This window comes from Streptomyces sp. NPDC048483 (genome assembly GCF_040651455.1).
GTDB lineage: Bacteria > Actinomycetota > Actinomycetes > Streptomycetales > Streptomycetaceae > Streptomyces.
The window spans coordinates 1-17,353 of the sequence record NZ_JBEZJZ010000083.1; the positions used below are offsets into that span (position 1 = coordinate 1).

At 72.3% G+C, this 17,353-nt stretch carries 14 protein-coding genes; 8 read left to right on the plus strand and 6 right to left on the minus strand.

What is annotated here, in order from left to right; all coding sequences use genetic code 11:
• Window positions 1–114 precede the first annotated feature (114 nt).
• From AB0D04_RS31200 to AB0D04_RS31210, 3 genes are all read right to left on the minus strand, one after another.
• A complete protein-coding gene (locus tag AB0D04_RS31200) occupies window positions 115–1,080 on the minus strand; it encodes a 3-oxoacyl-ACP reductase (RefSeq protein ID WP_362710059.1) in 966 nt (321 codons plus the stop codon).
• Between the two features lie 70 nt (window positions 1,081–1,150).
• On the minus strand, window positions 1,151–2,236 hold the full coding sequence (locus AB0D04_RS31205; RefSeq protein WP_362710062.1) for a Zn-dependent alcohol dehydrogenase: 1,086 nt from the start codon (window positions 2,234–2,236) through the stop codon (window positions 1,151–1,153).
• Between the two features lie 30 nt (window positions 2,237–2,266).
• Window positions 2,267–3,142: a MaoC/PaaZ C-terminal domain-containing protein gene (locus AB0D04_RS31210; protein ID WP_362710065.1), complete on the minus strand. Its 876-nt coding sequence runs from the start codon at window positions 3,140–3,142 to the stop codon at window positions 2,267–2,269.
• 714 nt (window positions 3,143–3,856) lie between these two features.
• On the opposite strand from AB0D04_RS31210, the gene AB0D04_RS31215 reads away from it, so the two are divergent.
• The 4 genes from AB0D04_RS31215 (at window position 3,857) to AB0D04_RS31230 (ending at window position 7,520) form a co-directional block, all read left to right on the plus strand.
• Window positions 3,857–4,777: an ABC transporter ATP-binding protein gene (locus AB0D04_RS31215; protein WP_362710131.1), complete on the plus strand. Its 921-nt coding sequence runs from the start codon at window positions 3,857–3,859 to the stop codon at window positions 4,775–4,777.
• On the plus strand, window positions 4,777–5,505 hold the full coding sequence (locus tag AB0D04_RS31220; RefSeq protein ID WP_362710067.1) for an ABC transporter permease: 729 nt from the start codon (window positions 4,777–4,779) through the stop codon (window positions 5,503–5,505). Before AB0D04_RS31215 ends, AB0D04_RS31220 begins: the two co-directional genes overlap by 1 nt.
• Window positions 5,506–5,640: 135 nt before the next feature.
• Window positions 5,641–6,918: a sensor histidine kinase gene (locus tag AB0D04_RS31225; protein ID WP_362710134.1), complete on the plus strand. Its 1,278-nt coding sequence runs from the start codon at window positions 5,641–5,643 to the stop codon at window positions 6,916–6,918.
• Window positions 6,915–7,520, plus strand: coding sequence for a response regulator transcription factor (locus AB0D04_RS31230; protein ID WP_362710070.1), 606 nt, complete (start codon window positions 6,915–6,917; stop codon window positions 7,518–7,520). The genes AB0D04_RS31225 and AB0D04_RS31230 overlap by 4 nt, the downstream gene beginning before the upstream one ends.
• Before the next feature lie 75 nt (window positions 7,521–7,595).
• Here the strand turns inward: AB0D04_RS31230 and AB0D04_RS31235 are convergent, their stop codons facing one another.
• The 3 genes from AB0D04_RS31235 to AB0D04_RS31245 all read right to left on the minus strand — a co-directional run bounded on the left by AB0D04_RS31235 (window position 7,596) and on the right by AB0D04_RS31245 (window position 12,807).
• On the minus strand, window positions 7,596–9,041 hold the full coding sequence (locus AB0D04_RS31235; protein ID WP_362710072.1) for an MFS transporter: 1,446 nt from the start codon (window positions 9,039–9,041) through the stop codon (window positions 7,596–7,598).
• A 352-nt stretch (window positions 9,042–9,393) separates the two neighbouring features.
• Window positions 9,394–10,587, minus strand: a complete 1,194-nt coding sequence (locus AB0D04_RS31240; protein ID WP_362710074.1) for a lipid-transfer protein — start codon at window positions 10,585–10,587, stop codon at window positions 9,394–9,396.
• A 36-nt stretch (window positions 10,588–10,623) separates the two neighbouring features.
• Entirely contained in the window at window positions 10,624–12,807 is a 2,184-nt protein-coding gene (locus AB0D04_RS31245; protein ID WP_362710076.1) for an acyl-CoA dehydrogenase, read from the minus strand.
• A gap of 494 nt (window positions 12,808–13,301) precedes the next feature.
• On the opposite strand from AB0D04_RS31245, the gene AB0D04_RS31250 reads away from it, so the two are divergent.
• The 4 genes from AB0D04_RS31250 to AB0D04_RS31265 all read left to right on the plus strand — a co-directional run bounded on the left by AB0D04_RS31250 (window position 13,302) and on the right by AB0D04_RS31265 (window position 17,313).
• Window positions 13,302–13,961, plus strand: a complete 660-nt coding sequence (locus AB0D04_RS31250; protein ID WP_362710079.1) for a class I SAM-dependent methyltransferase — start codon at window positions 13,302–13,304, stop codon at window positions 13,959–13,961.
• A gap of 67 nt (window positions 13,962–14,028) precedes the next feature.
• The gene (locus AB0D04_RS31255) at window positions 14,029–14,973 is read left to right on the plus strand and encodes an N-acetylmuramoyl-L-alanine amidase (RefSeq protein WP_362710082.1); all 945 of its coding nucleotides are present in this window, start codon (window positions 14,029–14,031) and stop codon (window positions 14,971–14,973) included.
• A 247-nt stretch (window positions 14,974–15,220) separates the two neighbouring features.
• Window positions 15,221–16,114, plus strand: coding sequence for a hypothetical protein (locus tag AB0D04_RS31260; RefSeq protein WP_362710084.1), 894 nt, complete (start codon window positions 15,221–15,223; stop codon window positions 16,112–16,114).
• A 188-nt stretch (window positions 16,115–16,302) separates the two neighbouring features.
• Window positions 16,303–17,313, plus strand: a complete 1,011-nt coding sequence (locus AB0D04_RS31265; RefSeq protein ID WP_362710085.1) for an LLM class F420-dependent oxidoreductase — start codon at window positions 16,303–16,305, stop codon at window positions 17,311–17,313.
• Window positions 17,314–17,353: the final 40 nt, after the last annotated feature.

Genomic DNA, 17,353 nt, shown 5'->3' on the forward strand with positions numbered 1-17,353 from the left:
CTGTTTGTGTGTAGTGTTGTACTTCGGTGTGAGCTTCCGTTGGGCGAACCGCGCCTCCCCCGGGCGGGGGCCCCCCCCCGGCGCCCCGGGGGGGGCGCCCACGGCCGTTGTGTGTCACCCGTGTTTGAGGGCCAGGACCTCGGCCGCCCCGAAGGTCTCGTTCGGCGGCCGCTGTGCGTAGTACGGCGTGAGCACCCCGTCCAGCTCCTCGAAGGTGAAGACGTCCTTCGCGGTGTCGAATTTGGCGGCGATCCTGGGGCGTTCGGCGATGGCGACCATGCCGCCGTGGACGACCAGCAGCTGGCCGTTGACCTTGGCGGCGGCCGGTGAGGCCAGATAGCCGACGAGCGGGGAGACATGCTCGGGCGCGAGCGCGTCCAGCCTGCCGTCATCGGGGACCGCGAAGCCCGCGAAGACGTCGTCCGTCATCCGGGTGCGGGCGCGCGGGCAGATGACGTTGGCGGTCACGCCGTACTTGGCCAGCGCCAGCGCCGTGGAGGTGGTGAGGCCGACGATGCCGCCCTTGGCCGCGGCGTAGTTGGGCTGGCCCGCCGAGCCCGCGAGGAAGGCCTCGGACGAGGTGTTGACGATCCGCCCGTACACCGGGCCGCCGGCCGCCTTGGAGCGGGCGCGCCAGTGGACCGCGGCGAAGTGGGTGGTATTGAAGTGGCCCTTGAGGTGGACGCGGATCACCGAGTCCCATTCGCCCTCGCTCATGGAGAACACCATCCGGTCGCGGAGTATGCCCGCGTTGTTGACCAGGATGTCGAGCTGTCCGTAAGTGTCGACGGCCAGTTGGACCAGCGCACGGGCCTGCGCGAAGTCGGCGACATCGCCGACGTGGGCGACGGCCCGGCCGCCCGTCGCCCGGATCTCGGCGGCCACCTCCTCGGCGGGGGCGGCGGATGCCTCGCCGGTGCCGTCCCGGCCCGGCTGTCCGAAGTCGTTGACGACGACAGCGGCGCCGAGGCGGGCGAGTTCGAGGGCCTCGGCGCGCCCGAGGCCGCGGCCGGCACCGGTGACGATCGCGGCCCGGCCCTCCAGTGGCAGGGGCTGGGGCTTCGGCTGCGGCTGTGCCATTGCTGTCCTCTCCGATCGCGTGCGGGGTCCGTGGCAGATCTCAGTGGCAGTGTCAGATCTCAGTGCCGGGTCAGATCTCTATGCAGGTACGCAACGCGGTGCCGGACCGCATCTGGTCGAGGGCGTCATTGATCTCGGCGAGCTGGACGCGGTGGGTGATCAGGCCTTCGAGGTCGATCCGGCCGGCCCGCCACAGGGCGATGGCCCGCTCGTAGGAGCGCAGCACATCCGCGCCCCCGTAGAGCGAGGGCAGGATCCGCTTCTCGTCGAAGAACAGCTCGAACATATTGACCTGGAAGGGGTCGTCCAGCGCGCCCGCGCCGACCACGCACAGCGTGCCGCCGCGCCGGGTCGTCTCGTAGGCGGTGCGGGCGGTGGCGGACTTGCCGACCACCTCGAAGACGTAGTCGAAGCCCTCCCCCGCGGTGATCCGCTGCTTGGCGTCGGCGAGTTCGCCGGGTGCGACCGCCTCGGTGGCGCCGAAGCGGAGCGCGGCCTCACGGCGGGCGGCCACCGGGTCGACGGCGACGATCTGGGCCGCGCCGCAGGCCTTCGCGCCCTGGATGACGGAGATCCCGACGCCGCCGCAGCCGATCACCGCGACCGAGGACGCGGCCTCCACCTTGGCGGTGTTGATCGCGGCGCCGAGCCCGGTGGTGACGCCGCAGCCGATGAGTGCGGCGATCTCGTACGGGACGTCGTCGGGGATCGGGACCGCGCAGTTGGCGGCGACCACGACCTCCTCGGCGAAGGTGCCGGTCCCGGCGAAGCCGAATACGTCGGAGGAACCGGCGCCGGTGCGCTTGAAGTTGGGGGTGCCGGCGTTCATGAATCCGGCCAGACACAGATGGGTCTGGCCGCGTTTGCAGGACGGACAGGTGCCGCAGGCGGGCAGCCAGCACATCAGGACGCGGTCGCCCTGGCTGAGGCCGGTGACGCCGTCGCCGACATCGAGGATCTCGCCGGCGCCCTCGTGCCCGGGGACGAAGGGCGCGGGCTGCGGGAGCACTCCGTTCATCGCGGAGAGGTCGGAGTGGCACAGCCCGGTGGCCCTTATCCGCATTCTGACCTTGCCGGGACCGAACCCCACCGCCTCGATGTCGTCGAGGACCTCGAGTTTGTCCTGTCCTGTCTCGTGCTGTACGGCTGCGCGCATGTCACGGCTCCTTACGGGTTGGTGGGTCCCTCAGCTGTGCTCGACCACGGTGTCCGCCAGGACCGGCGCATCGTCCCGGTCGGCCGCCGTGACCGACACCTGAGTCCTGCCGTCGCCCTCCCACATGCGGATCCGCAGCGTCTCGCCGGGGAACGCGATGCCCGCGAAACGCGTGGTGTACGAGCGGACGCGTGTGACGTCGCCGCCGAGCACCGTGTCGACGACGGCCTTGAGGGTGACGCCGTACGAGCACAGCCCGTGCAGGATCGGCCGGTCGAAGCCGGCGAGCTTGGCGAACTCCGGGTCGGCGTGCAACGGGTTCCAGTCGCCGGAGAGGCGGTAGAGCAGGGCCTGGTCCTCGCGGATGAGCCGTTCGGTGGTGCGGTCGGGGACGCGGTCGGGGAGTTCGAGGCGGGCGGAGGGGCCGCGGTCGCCCCCGAAGCCGCCCTCGCCGCGGACGAAGATCTGGGTGTCGCAGGTCCACAACGGGCCGTCGTCGTCGCTCACTTCGGAGCGCAGCACGATGACGGCCGCCTTCTGCTTGTCGTAGATGGCAGGGACGGTGGAGGTCTGGGTGGCGCGGCCGCGGACGGGGAGGGCGCGGTGGACGGTGACGGTCTGGCCGCCGTGCAGGACGGCGGCGAGATCGACGTCGATGCCGGGGGCGGCCATCCCGCCGGCCACCGCCATGCCGCCGCCGGCGACGGTGGCGAAACTCGGCAGGACGTGCAGTGCGCTCTCGAGGGTGTAGCGCAGTTCGTCGGGGTCGGTGGCGGGGTGCGGCTTTTCGGGCGTGGCGGCGCCTGCGCCGATGCCGAGGTGGTAGAGCTGGATGTCCTTGTGATCCCAGGCGAGTTCGGTGGTCCGCGGCTCGGCGGAGGTGGCCTTGGCGGCGTCGATGGGCATGGGGCGGTTGCTCCTTCACCACGGTGTGACACGGCGTGAAGACCCCGGCCCGGTCGTCCGCACCGTCGGCCGGGCCGGGGTCGTTTCGGGTCGGCGGGGCGGCGTTCCGGGGTGTGCCGGCGGTGAGCCGGTGGAGCGCTGCCGGTGCGCGGTCGGCGCCTCCCGGCGTGCCGGTGGGGCGCGGTCCGTTACCCGTTGGCGCACCTTCGGCGGTCCGGCGGCGGCCCATTGGCGGTCCGTTGGCGTTCCGCCGTCTTCCGTTGGCGTTCCGCCGTCTTCCGTTGGCGTTTCGCTGTCGGTCCGCTGTCGGTCCGTCGGCACACTTCTAGAACGCGTTCTAGCCGATGCGCCTCATGTATAGCCGATCCGCCGGGCACTCGGAAGACCCCTGACACGTTGTCAGGCCGGGGGCGGGGGGTGCGTGCCCCTGACACGCGTCGCGGCCGCCCCTGACCCGCATCGGGGTACCCCCGACCCCCTCCCTCGCACCCATGACATTTGTCAGGGGCGATCACCCACATTCGAATCTGCCGCCGCGTCGCAACTCTCCGTACATTCATGGACAGGAACACGACGGGGAGGTCGGGCATGACGAGGGACGTGACGACGGGCATGACGTCGGGCGTGAAGCCGGGCGTGAAGCCGGGGACGGCGCAGGTGGCGGGGTCGGAGCGCGCGGCGCGGGCGGCGCGGGCGCGGGGCGGCGGCGCGGCGGTGGGATTCTCGGGAGTGACGCGGAGTTACGGTGCGGTGCGTGCCGTGCACGGGCTGGATCTGGAGATCGCCGTGGGCGAGACGGTGGCGCTGCTCGGGCGCAACGGCGCCGGGAAGTCCACCACCATCAACATGCTGCTGGGGCTGCTGCCGCCCGGCTCGGGGGTGGTACGGCTGTTCGGCGGCACCCCGGAGGCCGCCGTACGGGCGGGCAGGGTGGGTGCCATGCTCCAGGACGGGCAGCCCATCCCGCGGGTCACCGTCCGCGAACTGATCACCTTCGTCGCGGGGACGTACCCGCGCCCCATGGACGTCACCGAGGCCCTGGAGCTGGCGGGCCTCGGCGAGTTCGCCGCGCGGCGGGTGGACCGGCTGTCGGGCGGGCAGGCGCAGCGGGTCCGCTTCGCGGTGGCGCTGGCCGGCAACCCTGAGCTGCTGGTGCTCGACGAGCCGACCGCGGCGCTGGATGTCGAGGCGCGGCGTGCCTTCTGGCGCTCGATGCGGGCGTATGCGCGGCGCGGCAACACCATCCTCTTCTCCACCCACTACCTGGAGGAGGCGGACGACAACGCCGACCGGATCGTGGTGATCGACGGCGGCCGGGTGGTCGCCGACGGCAGCGGCGCGGCGATAAAGCGGCGGGCCGGCGGGTCGCTGGTCGCCTTCGACCTCGCGGGCGCACCGTCCGAGCCCCTGCCCGCGCTGCCCGGTGTGAGCGCCGTGGAGATACGGGGCGACCGCGCACTGCTGCGCACGTCGGACTCCGACGCGACGGTCCTGGCGCTGGCCGAACTCGGTCTCGTACGGGGCCTCCAGGTCACCCCCGCCAGTCTGGAGGACGCCTTCCTCAAGCTCACCGCCTCGTCCTCGGGCTCGGCCTCGTCACCGGCCCCGGCCGCCTCCTCGAAGGAGATCGCGTAATGCTCGGCTACATCCGCCTCGAAGTCCGCCGCACGCTGCGCGACAAGAGCTTTGTGATCTTCGGCATCGGGATGCCGGTGCTGATGTATGTGCTGATGACCAACATCGGTACGGGCCCCGCCGGCGCGGGCATGGAGTGGAAGATCGCCTCGATGGTCGGGATGGCCGCGTACGGTGCACTGGGCGCGGCGATCGGCACGGGCACCGGCGTCGCCGAGGACAAACACCTGGGCTGGCTGCGGCAGTTGCGCATCACCCCGCTGAGCCCGATACGGGTCGTGGTGGCGCGCGGGCTGACCAGCACGGTGACGGTGCTGCCCGCGATTGCCTGCGTGCTGCTGGTGGGCGCGCTGGTCAACGGCGTCCGGATGCCCGGCTGGCAGTGGGCCGCACTGGCCGCACTGCTGTGGGTCGGCACCGCGCCGTTCACCCTGCTCGGCCTCGGCAACGGCTACCGCCTCTCCTCGCAGTCCACCGGGGTGGTCAACATGGGCTGCATGCTGCTGTTCTCGATCATCGGTGGCCTGTGGTTCCCGGCCGAGCTGTTCCCCGGCTGGCTGCGTGCGCTGTCCTCCTGGACGCCCGGCAACCGCTTCGCCGAGCTCGGCCAGAGCGTCACCCAGGGCGGCGCACCGGGCCTGGGCACGGTGGCGGTGCTGGCCGCCTGGCTGGCGCTGTTCGGCGGGTATGCGGTGTACGCGTACCGTCGTGCAGCACGGACGGTGTGATCGACGATGGCGCAGAGCTGGGAAGCGGCAGTGCGAGACAAGAAGCGGCAGGACCCCGGCGACGAAGGACACGGCGACAACGCCACGGGCAGCGCCGTGGACAGCGCCTCCTGCGGGACGAAGGCGCCGGGGAAAATGTCGGACAAGGGACCCGGCAAGTACGCCTTCCTGCCCTGGCTGCTGATGGGTCTGGGCGCCTTCTCCAACATTATCCAGGGCAAGACGGGCAACCCCTGGCTGGCCGGCCTGGGGCTGCTCGCCTTCAACTCCTTCTACCTCACCGTCGTCTGGTCGTCCTTCAGTCCACGGCTGCGCGACACCCGCTATCCGCTCTTCGCGCTGGGCGTGCTGACCGCCATCACCTTCGCCGTCGCGCTCGGATTCGGCGGCAACTGGTTCCTGTTCTTCCCGCTGCTGTCGCTGGCCTCCGGCACGGTCCGCGCCCTGCGCGGAAAGAAGCTCGCCCTCTGGCTGATCGCGCTCAGCGGTACGGCCGGGTATCTGGCCGGCGGGCACAACGGTGACCCTTCGGACTCGTTCGGCATCGGCTACGGCACCTTCCTGTCCGGCATGGTGACAGCCACGGTCCTGAGCCTGTTCGACACCATCCAGGAGCTGAACACCACCCGCCAGGAACTGGCCCGCTCGGCCGTGGAGAAGGAGCGGCTGCGCTTCTCCCGCGATCTGCACGACCTGCTGGGGCACACCCTGTCGGTGGTGGTGGTCAAGGCCGAGGCGGTGCGCCGACTGGCGCCGCGCAACCTCGAGGCGGCGCTCGGCCAGGCCGCGGATATCGAGGCGGTCGGCCGCCAGGCGCTGACCGAGATCCGTGAGGCGGTGACCGGCTACCGCGAGGGCAGTCTGGCCACCGAGCTGGACCGGGCCCGCTCGGTGCTGGAGGCGGCCGGCATCGAGGCCGTCGTACGGCAGGCCGGGCCGCCGCTCCCCACTCAGGCCGAAGCGCTGCTGGGCTGGGTGGTCCGCGAGGGCATCACCAACGCCGTCCGGCACAGCCGTGCGACCCGCTGCGAGATCGACGTACACGCCGACGAGGACCGGGTACGGCTGACAATCACGGACGACGGCCGCGGTCCCGTAAGCTCCGGTGCTGCCCCGGCACATGGCCTGGCCTGGCTATGGGACCGGGTCCCGGGGCACGGCGGCGGCACGAGCGGCGGCGACGCGCGGGACGCTGCGGACGGCGTGGACGAGCCGGACGGTGCGCGCCGTTCCGGCGGCGCGGCGGGTCCCGGTCCCGTGGGCGGGACCGGCCTGAAGGGGCTGACGGAGCGGCTGGCCGCGGCAGGCGGCAGGCTGAGCAGCGGCTCCGACGGGCGGCGTGGCTTCCGGGTGACGGCCGAACTGCCGGTCGGTACGGGCGATGTGGCGGATGCGGAGGAGTTGACCAGGTGATCAAGGTCCTGCTGGCCGAGGACCAGGGAATGATGCGGGGCGCGCTGGCGCTGCTGCTCGACCTGGAGGAGGACATGGAGGTCGTGGCCCAGGTGGCGGCGGGCGATCAGATCGTTCCCGCCGCCCTGGACGCCCGTCCCGACATCGCGCTCCTGGACATCGAACTCCCCGGCTGCAGCGGCCTGGACGCCGCGGCCGATCTGCGCGATCAGCTGCCGTCCTGCAAGGTGCTGATCGTGACGACCTTCGGGCGTCCCGGCTATCTGCGCCGCGCCATGGAGGCCGGGGCGTCCGGCTTCCTGGTCAAGGACGGCCCCGTGGAGGAGCTGGCGGCGGCGATCCGGCGGGTTTTGGCCGGGGAACGGGTCATCGACCCCGCCCTCGCCGCGGCCGCCCTGAGCACCGGGCCCAATCCCCTCACCCCGCGCGAACGCGACGTCCTCACCGCGGCCGTGGACGGCGCCACGGTCGCCGACATCGCCACCAAACTGCATCTGTCCCAGGCCACGGTCCGCAACTATCTCTCGGCGGCCATCGGGAAGACCGGTACCCGCAACCGCATGGAGGCGGTACGGGCGGCGCGGCGCGACGGGTGGCTGTAGGGCAGGCACCACCGGACACCGCCCCCAGAGGCCCCTCCGGTTGGCGCAGCCCGGCCTGCCGCCCGTCCGGCCCGCTCAGCCGTGGCCGACGTCGGCCTGGCGGCGCGGCAGGGCGAGGACCATCAGCGTGATGCTGCCGAGCAGCACCACCGACCCGACCTGGAAGGCCAGTCCGTAGCCGTCCGCCAGCGCCGCCCGGCCGTGCCCGGCGGCGATCCGGGAGGCGGCGATCGTGGAGAGCACCGCGAGGCCGAGCGCACCGCCCATCTGGCGGGAGGTGTTGATCAGGCCGGAGACCAGGCCCTGGTCGGCGGGGTCGGCTCCGGAGGTGGCGATGGAGGCGACCGGTGTGGCGGTCAGGCCCGCGCCGAACGCCATCAGGATGCCGGGGCCCAGGATGGTGCCGAGATAGGTGCCGTCGGCGTCCATCGCGCCCTGCCAGACCATTCCGCACGCGGAAATCACCGCGCCCCCTATGGCCAGGCTCTTGGCCCCCACGCGGTTCATCAGCCGCGGCGCGATCTTCGAGCCCAGGACGATGGACAGCGAGTGCGGGATGAAAGAGAGCCCCGCCTGCAGTGGCGTATAGGCCAGCACGTTCTGGGCGTAGAGGGAGAGGAAGTACCACATCGAGAACATCGCGGCGCCGGCCAGCACCATCGCCGCGTTCGCGGAGGAGACCGAGCGCAGCCGGAAGAGGCCCAGCGGCATCAGCGGGGCCTTGGCGCGCGCCTCGACGGCGATGAACGCGGCGATCACGACGAGCCCGGCGGCCAGCGGCAGCAGCGCGGACGCCGATGCCCAGCCGTCCGTCTCGGTCTGCACGATGCCGTACGCGACCAGCCCGAGGCCGCCGGTCACCAGGAGCGCGCCCGGCACATCCAGCCGCCGCCCGGCGCCCTGTCGGCTCTCGGTCAGCCACAGCACCGCGCCGGCCAGCACCAGCGCCCCGACCGGCACATTGATCAGCAGCACCCAGCGCCACGACAGGGACTCGGTGAGCACCCCGCCGACCAGACCGCCGACCGCGCCGCCGCCCGCGCCGACCGCCGTCCAGGTGGCAATCGCCTTCGTACGGGCCGGGCCCGACGGGAAGGACGTCGTCAGGATCGTGAGGGTGGCCGGGGAGAGCACCGCCGCGCCGACGCCCTGGATCGTCCGGGCCGCGATCAGCTGCCAGGGTTCCTGGGCCAGCCCGCCGGCCAGGCTCGCGACGGTGAACAGCGCCAGTCCGACGACGAAGATCCGCTTACGGCCGAAGAGGTCGGCGGCCCGCCCGCCGAGGAGCATGAAGCCCGCGAAGGTGATCACGTAGGCGTTGACGATCCACTGGAGGCCCAGTTCGCTCAGCCCGAGGCCGGTGCGCATGGCGGGCAACGCCACGTTCACGACGGAGACGTCCAGCACGACGAGGAACTGTCCCGCGCAGACCAGCAGCATCACCAGCCAGGGCGGTGCGGCCGCGCGGCGCTCGGTTGCGGACAGCGTGGCGGGGGTGGCTATCGGGGGCATGCGGACCATGCTCGCATTCGATGCTTGCCCCCTGCATCGGTATATCGGAGCATCCGCCGGCTGCCGGGAGACCTAGGTCGGGGGGGCGGAGGGCGGCGGGGGCGCGCGGGGGGCGGGAGCCCCGTAGGGGGTGGGGGTGGCGGTCCCCTAGGGGTACGGAGGGCCCCTTGCGGGCCAACTACCCATGGCAACAGCCGAGTTAACGTCACCCCCAAGCCCAACGTCGCCGAAGGCCGCGGCCTCCCGGAGCCGGCGGACCCCGGAAGCACCGGGTGGATCCCCCGGTGGCAACCGATCCCCCGGTGGCAACCAATTCCCCCCGCAGGCCGCGAGCCCCCCACCCCGCCGCGACAGATCCCCCTCACCTCCGCAACAACGTCACCACCGCCGCGCCCCCCAGCCCGATGTTGTGCGCGAGCCCCACCCGGGCCCCCGCCACCTGCCGTTCGCCGGCCGTACCCCGTAGCTGCCACACCAGCTCGGCGGCCTGGGCCAGGCCCGTGGCGCCCAGCGGGTGGCCCTTGGAGATCAGTCCGCCGGAGGGATTGACCACCCACCGGCCGCCATAGGTCGTGGCCCCGTCGGCGACCAGCTTCCCCGAGTCCCCTTCGGCGCACATGCCCAGCGCCTCGTACGTCAGCAGTTCGTTGATAGAGAAGCAGTCGTGCAGCTCGATGACGTCCACGTCCTCGATGCCGAGTCCACTGGCCGCGTAGACCTGGCGGGCGGCGGCGCGCGACATCGGTGTGCCGACGACGTCGATGCAGGAGCCGGAGGCGAAGCTGTCGTCGGTGTCGGTCGTCATGGCCTGGGCGGCGATCTCCACCGCCCGGTCGGCCAGCCCGTGTTCGCGCACGAAGCGCTCGGAGGCGATGACGGCGGCGGCCGAGCCGTCGGAGGTCGGTGAGCACTGGAGCTTGGTCAGCGGACGGTGGATGGTCTTGGCGGCGAGAATCTCCTCGACCGTGTAGACGTCCTGGAACTGGGCGTGGGGATTGTGCGCGGAGTGCCGGTGGTTCTTGGCGCCGACCGCGGCGAGCTGTTCGGCGGTGGTGCCGTAGCGCTCCATGTGCTCGCGCGCCGCGTTGCCGAAGATCTGGGCGGTGGGCGGGGTCATCTCGAAGCCGTGGGCGGCCGCCATGACGCCGTAGTGGCGGGCCACCGGGGACGTGGCGAAGTCGCCCCCGTCCGCGCCGCCGCCCAGCGCGCCGCGCTTCATCTTCTCGAAGCCGAGCGCCAGGACGCAGTCGTTGATGCCCGCCTCGACGAACTGACGCGCCATCATCAGTGCGGTCGAACCGGTCGCACAGTTGTTGTTGACGTTGTAGACGGGGACACCCGTCAGGCCCAGTTCGTACGCGGCGCGCTGGCCCGCCGTCGAGGCCTGGTAGCAGTAGCCGACCGGCACCTGCTCGATGGCCTCGTACCCGATCCCGGCGTCGGCGAGCGCCTTGCCGCCCGCCTCCTTCGCCATGTCCCAGTACTGCCACTCGCGGGTCTCGGGCTTCTCGAACCTGGTCATCCCGACGCCGACGATGTACGCCTTGCCAGCCATTCAGATCCTCCTGGGGAGAGACAGTCACCGGGCTCGTCAGATCAGCGGGCGGGGCTCCGGGTCACGGGGCAGGCCGAGCAGCCGTTCCGCGACGACGTTCAGCTGCACCTGGGTGGTGCCGCCCGCGATGGTCAGACAGCGCGACATGAGGAATCCGTGCAGTGCGCTCCGGCCGGCGCCCTCGCGGACCGCGCCGTCCGGGCCGAGCAGTTCCAGCGCCAGTTCGGCGACCTTCTGCTGGTGCGGGGTCTGCACCAGCTTGCGGATGCTGGCGCCGGCGCCCGGCTCCAGGCCGGATACCTGCTGGAGCGTGGTGCGCAGCCCGATGCAGCCCAGCGCGTGCGCCTCGGCGGCCAGCGCGCCCACCCGTGCCCGTACGGATCCGTCCAGCTCGGCCGAGCGGTCGATGAGCGCCTCCAGTCCCGTGCCGAAGGTCAACTGGTCGGCCATGTGGACGCGTTCGTTGTCGAGGGTGGTGCGGGCGACCTTCCAGCCGTTGTCGACCTCGCCGACGACCGCGTCGGCGGGCAGCAGCACATCGTCGAAGTAGACCTCGTTGAAGAGCGCGTCGCCGGTGATCTCCTTCAGCGGGCGGATGTCGATCCCGGGGGTCTTCATGTCGACGAGGAAGAAGGTCAGCCCCTGGCGCTTGGGCGCCTTGGGGTCGGTACGGGCCAGGAGGATGCCGTGGCTCGACCACTGGGCGGCCGAGGTCCACACCTTCTGGCCGTTGATCCGCCAGCCGCCGTTGTCCGCCTTCTCCGCGCGGGTCCGCAGCGAGGCCAGGTCCGAGCCGGCCTCGGGCTCGGAGAACAGCTGGCACCAGAGCAGATCGCCGCGCAGGGTGGGCAGCAGGTAGCGGTCCTGCTGCTCCTGGGTGCCGTGGGCGATCAGGGAAGGGACCACCCAGGTGGCGATGCCCAGATCGCTGACCTGCACCTCGGCGGCCGCCAGCGCCTGCTGGACGGCCAGTTGCTGCACGGGCGCGGCGCCGAGTCCGTAGGGCCTGGGGAGGTGGGGGGCGGCGTATCCGGTGGGGGCGAGGGCGCGGCGTACGGCGGCGGGGTCGAGGCCGCGTACGGCATCGATGACGGTACGGGCCTCCTCCCGGAATTCCGCCGCCTCCGCCGGAAGTTCCAGACGCAGTTCGCGGCGGGCGCCGTCCGCGCCGTAGCGGGCGGCCCGCTGCCGGTGGGTGTCGCCGCTGCCGAGCAGCTGGCGGGCCACCGTGGCCCGGCGCAGATGGAGATGGGCGTCGTGCTCCCAGGTGAAGCCGATGCCGCCGAGGATCTGGATGCAGTCCTTGGCGCAGGTGAACGCGGCGTCCAGAGCGGTGGCGGTGGCCAGTGCGGCGGCCAGGCCGCGGACGCCGGGCGTCTCGTCCAGGGCGCGGGCGGCGTCCCAGACCAGGGCGCGGGCCTGTTCGCCGCGTACGAGCATGTCGGCGCAGAGGTGCTTGACCGCCTGGAACTGGCCGATCGGGCGGCCGAACTGTTCGCGTACCGCGGCGTATGCGGCGGCGGTGTCCAGTGCCCAGGCGGCGGTGCCGCAGCCCTCGGCGGCGAACAGCACGCCGGCCAGGTCGCGGACGAGGGCGCTGTCGACGGCCAGGAGGCGCTCGGCGGGCACCAGGACGCCGTCCGCGCTGACCTCGGCGGTCGGCCGGGTCGGGTCGGCGCTCTCCTGGACGCGTACGGAGAGGGCCGCGGCGTCGACGGCCAGCCAGAGCGTCCCGGTGGAGGCCTCGGCCGCCAGCACGATCAGGTCCGCGTCACCGCCGGCGAGTACGGGAGGTGCGGTCCCGTCCAGGGCGTAGCCGTCCGCGCCCTCGACGGCGGTGAGTGAGCCCGCGCCGAGCGCGACGGCGCCGAGGAGCTCGCCGGTCGCCAGGGCCCGTACGAGGTTCCGGTGTCCGCCGCGGCGGAGCAGCTCGGCGGCGAGGGTGGTGGGCAGATACGGGCCCGGCAGCGCGGCGCGGCCCATCTCCTCCAGGACGACGGCGAGGTCGAGCAGGGCGCCGCCGCCTCCGCCGTCGGCCTCGGGCAGATGCAGCCCGAGCAGGCCCTGCGCGGCGAGCGGGTCCCAGTAGGCGGGCCTGCCGTGGCGCCCCGGCGGGGCGTCGAGCAGCTTGCGGATCTCCTCGGGCGGCACGGCCCGCGCGGCCCAGCCACGCGCCGCCTCGGCCAGGTCGCGGTGCTCTTGTGTGATTCCGATGCCCATGCGGGGCAGACTAGAACACGTTTCATTCTGACGGAAGGTCAGATGAGGGTCAGGGGAAGGCCGGGCGAAGGCCCGAGGGGGGCCGCCAGACGGACGCCGGGCGCGGGCCGGGCGCGGGCCGGGCGGCGAGGGGACGGGGCCCGGACGAGGACCCCGGTCGGAAAATCGTCGCGCGAACGGACCGGCCGGAACCGACCGCCCGCTGCATTCGACGGGAAACGGTCCGGATCCGAACGGGAAACGGTTCGGTGAATTTCCGGCGCCGTCCGCCAATACCTCCTACCGCATCCGCCCCCACACCCTCCCGCCGCGAATTCCCCACATTCGGGCATGCGGGGAATCGACCGGCAGAAAAGACGGACCCGCGGGCCGATATCCGCAATCGGAGTTAGCGGTTCCGGACCCGGCCGCCGGGGTACCCGCACATCTCCCGCCCCGACCCGTACGGCAGCATGAGCCACCCGACCCCCGACCGCACCACCAGGAGGAAGTCCATGGCCGCTCCCACGGCTCCCGCAGCTCCGCAGCCGGAGATTCTTGCCGCATTCGAGGCGGCGAAGGGCTTTATGCCCGTGGACGAGGGCCTGGCCCTCTACGCGGCGGCGGTGGAGGCGGCGGGGCTCGGGATGCCGCTGGTGGAGGTCGGTACGTACTGCGGCCGGTCCACGATTCTGCTGGCGGACGCCGCGCGGAACGCCGGCGTGGTGGCCGTCACCGTCGATCACCACCGGGGCAGCGAGGAGCAGCAGCCGGGCTGGGAGTACCACGACGCGACGGTCGTCGACCCCGAGGTCGGGCGGATGGACACGCTGCCCACGTTCCGCCGCACCCTGCACGCGGCCGGCCTGGAGGAGCATGTGATCGCCATGGTGGGCCGGTCCCCGCAGGCCGCGGCCGTCTGGCGGGCGCCGGTGGGCCTGGTGTTCATCGACGGCGGGCACACCGACGAGCACGCCGGCGCCGACTACGAGGGCTGGGCGCCGCACCTCGCACCCGGCGGCCTGCTGGTCATCCACGACGTCTTCGCCGACCCGGCGGACGGCGGCCAGGCCCCGTACCGCATCTACCGCAGGGCGCTGGAGTCCGGCGCGTTCACGGAGATCGCGGCGCACCGCTCGCTGCACGTCCTGCGGCGCACCGGCCCCGGTGTCTGACGCCCCGGATCCGGCACCTGAGCAGGCCGGACGGGCGGCACAGGCCGCGCGGGCTACGATCGCGGACGTGTCGAACGGCAGTACCTTCCCCCCACACCGCCGCCTGCGCGGCACCACCGTCCTCATCGTGCTGGCCGCCGTCCTGGTGGCCGCCGCCGCGGGCTTTCTGGTCCTGCGGACGGTGCGAGGCGACGACGGCGAGCCGCCACGCGCCGCGCACCCCGCACCGAGCGGGTCCACGGACGGCGGCGGCCAGAAGCCGGAGGACAAGGGTGGCCAGGGCGAGAAGGGCGGCACGGCGGGTGCCCCCCACGGCACCGGCAAGGGGGATCCGCACGGCAGCCTCAAGGGGAAGACCGTGGTGATCGACCCCGGGCACAATCCGCGCAACCGCGATCACGGCCAGGAGATCGCCCGGCTGGTGAGCATCGGCAACGACCGCAAGGAGTGCGACACCACCGGCACCGCCACCAACGGCGGTTACGCCGAGGCGTCGTTCACCCTGGACGTCGCCCGCCGGGCCCGCACCCTCCTCCGGCACCAGGGCGCCAAGGTCGTCTTCACCCAGGACGGCGACCGCCCGTACGGCCCGTGTGTGGACGAGCGCGCCGCCACCGGGAACAGGGCGCACGCCGATGCCGCGGTCTCCCTGCACGCCGACGGCTCGGCCGTCGGCAACCACGGCTTCCATGTGATCCTGCCCGCGCGCGTCACGGCGGGCGCGGCCGACACCTCCGCGATCGTCGGGCCCTCGCGCCAACTGGGCGAGCGGCTGGCCGGACGGTTCGTGGCAGTCACCGGAAGTGCGCCGTCCAATTACGTCGGCGGCGGCACGGGGCTCGACGTGCGCTCCGATCTCGGCGGCCTCAACCTCTCTACGGTGCCGAAGGTGTTCATCGAGTGCGGCAATATGCGCGACCCGAAGGACGCCGCGCATTTGACCGACGGCGAGTGGCGGCAAAAGGCAGCGCGCGGGATCACCGAGGGCATTACGGACTTCTTGACGAGCTGACCGGACCCCGCGATACCGCGCCCGTACGGCACGCCATACCGCACGTCATACGGCACCCGATACGGGATCCCGTACGGCACCCATATGGCACCGCTTACCGCAATCCGTACAGGAACCGATACCAAGAAGACGGCCCGGCGGATTCGGCGATAGGTTCCCCTTTACGATGGGGTCCTGCCGTGCCTCGTACCGCGCGCACCAGAGACAGCGTCGACCAGACTTCGAAAAACCGACAAAGGACCCTTACGTGAACATCCGCTCCCTCACTCGAGGCGACGGCGTGGTGATCGGAGCAGCGGTGTTGCTGTTCATCGCCTCGTTCCTCAACTTCTACTCCAGGGACTGCATCGGCGAGTGCGACGGAGGAGTCAACGCCTGGGAATCCAGCTTGTTCCCGGTCCTCCCTTCGATCTTCCTCGCCGGCATCATCGCCGCGGCACTGATCGTCGTCGGCCGCGCGTTCAGCGACCGCAAGTTCGCCGGCCTGGACCTCGGCCAGTTGGGCGTCGGGGTGGCTCTGTCCAGCACCTGGACCGCGCTGTGGATGATGTTCGACAGCCCAATGGTCAGCATCAGCCCCGGCATCGAGATCGGCATCGGCCACATCATCGGCTTCATCGCCCTGCTGATCATGTCGGGTATCGCGCTGGCCGGTCCCAAGGTTCCCGCCCTCCAGGCCGCGCTGATCCCGGACAAGCCGGCCGCCGGCACCCCGTCCCCGTACGGCGTGAACCCCAACCCCGGCTACGGCTACCCCGGCGCCCAGCAGCAGCCCCAGCCCGGTCAGGGCTACGGCTACCCGGGCGGCCAGCAGCAGCCGCAGCCCGGCCAGCCCCAGCCCGGTCAGCCCTACGGCCAGCAGCCGCCGGCCGACGCCATGGCCGGCGGCCCGCAGGGTGCGGCCGCCCCGGCGGGTGCCACTCCGGCGGCCGGCACCCCGGCCGACTTCGCGCCGTTCTGGTTCGCGGTGCCCGTCGCCCGCCCGCTCTACGGTGAGGACGGCTCCCCGGCGCCGATCGCCGAACTGGCGCCCGGCACCTGGTACCTGGCCGTCGAGCAGCGCGGCCAGGCCCTGATCGCGCAGACCCAGGACGGCCGGCGCGGAGTCCTGCAGGACACCACCGGCATCCAGCGCGGCTGACACCCCGCGCACCACCGGACGTACAGCCGGACGTACAGCCGGACGCGCAGCGGTCCTTTCGCGGCCCCTCGCCCTCGCGGGCGGGGGGCCGTTGCCATGTCCACGGCCCGGCCGTACAGTTCGCCGGACGCAGAGTTTCTGACGTATCGTCAGCTATGGCGGGCGACCGGAGAGAGGCGGGCGACCGTATGCGACTCGGTCTGGCACTCGGCTACTGGGGCCGCGGCCCCGACCCCCGGCACCTCGAACTCGCCCGCGAGGCCGAGCGGCTGGGCTATGACTCGGTGTGGACCGCGGAGGCCTGGGGCTCGGACGCCTTCACCGCCCTGACCTGGATCGCCGCCCACACCTCCCGTATCAAACTCGGCACCGGCATCGCCCAGATGGCCGCCCGCACCCCCACCGCCACCGCCATGCACGCGCTCACCCTCGACCATCTCTCCGGTGGCCGGATGCTGCTGGGCCTGGGCCTGTCCGGGCCACAGGTCGTCGAGGGATGGTACGGGCGGCCGTTCCCGAAGAGTCCGCTGACCGCGACCCGGGAGTACGTGGACGTGATCCGCCAAGTGCTGCGGAGGGAGGGGCCGGTGGAGGCGGACGGGCTCTTCCACCCGCACCCCTACCGCGGCGCGGACGGCACCGGCCTCGGCAAGCCCCTCAAGCCCATCACCCACCCCCTGCGCGCGGGTCTCCCCCTCCTCCTGGGCGCGGAGGGCCCCAAGAACATCGCCCAGACCACCCGGATCGCGGACGGCTGGCTGCCGCTGTACTGGTCGCCGCTGCGCACCGACGTCTACCAGGCATCGCTGACGGAAGCCCCGGACGGCTTCCTCATCGCCCCCATGGCGCGCGCCGTGGTCTGTGACGACATCGCCGAGGGGCTGCTGCCCGTCAAGGCGATGCTCGGCTTCTACATCGGCGGGATGGGGCACGCGGCCAGGAACTTCCACGCCGATCTGATGGCCCGGATGGGCTACGAGGCCGAGGCGCGGCGGATCCAGGAACTGTTCCTCCAGGGCCGCAAGGAGGAGGCGGTGCTGGCCGTACCGGACGCCTTCGCGGACGAGATCTCGCTGGTCGGCCCGCGCGAACGGATCGCGGAGCGGCTGGCGTTGTGGCGCCGGGGCCCGGTCACCGACCTGCTGGTCACCGCCCCGGACCCGCACACGCTACGGGTCCTGGCCGAGCTCACCTCCTGACGGCGCCGCGCCCGACGGCCCGCGCCCGACGTCACCGCCA

Coding starts and splice junctions, on each gene's coding strand:
- AB0D04_RS31200 (WP_362710059.1), bottom strand. CDS start 1,080: ATGGCACAGCCGCAGCCGAAGCCCCAGCCCCTGCCACTGGAGGGCCGG.
- AB0D04_RS31205 (WP_362710062.1), bottom strand. CDS start 2,236: ATGCGCGCAGCCGTACAGCACGAGACAGGACAGGACAAACTCGAGGTC.
- AB0D04_RS31210 (WP_362710065.1), bottom strand. CDS start 3,142: ATGCCCATCGACGCCGCCAAGGCCACCTCCGCCGAGCCGCGGACCACC.
- AB0D04_RS31220 (WP_362710067.1), top strand. CDS start 4,777: ATGCTCGGCTACATCCGCCTCGAAGTCCGCCGCACGCTGCGCGACAAG.
- AB0D04_RS31225 (WP_362710134.1), top strand. CDS start 5,641: ATGTCGGACAAGGGACCCGGCAAGTACGCCTTCCTGCCCTGGCTGCTG.
- AB0D04_RS31235 (WP_362710072.1), bottom strand. CDS start 9,041: ATGGTCCGCATGCCCCCGATAGCCACCCCCGCCACGCTGTCCGCAACC.
- AB0D04_RS31240 (WP_362710074.1), bottom strand. CDS start 10,587: ATGGCTGGCAAGGCGTACATCGTCGGCGTCGGGATGACCAGGTTCGAG.
- AB0D04_RS31245 (WP_362710076.1), bottom strand. CDS start 12,807: ATGGGCATCGGAATCACACAAGAGCACCGCGACCTGGCCGAGGCGGCG.
- AB0D04_RS31250 (WP_362710079.1), top strand. CDS start 13,302: ATGGCCGCTCCCACGGCTCCCGCAGCTCCGCAGCCGGAGATTCTTGCC.
- AB0D04_RS31265 (WP_362710085.1), top strand. CDS start 16,303: ATGCGACTCGGTCTGGCACTCGGCTACTGGGGCCGCGGCCCCGACCCC.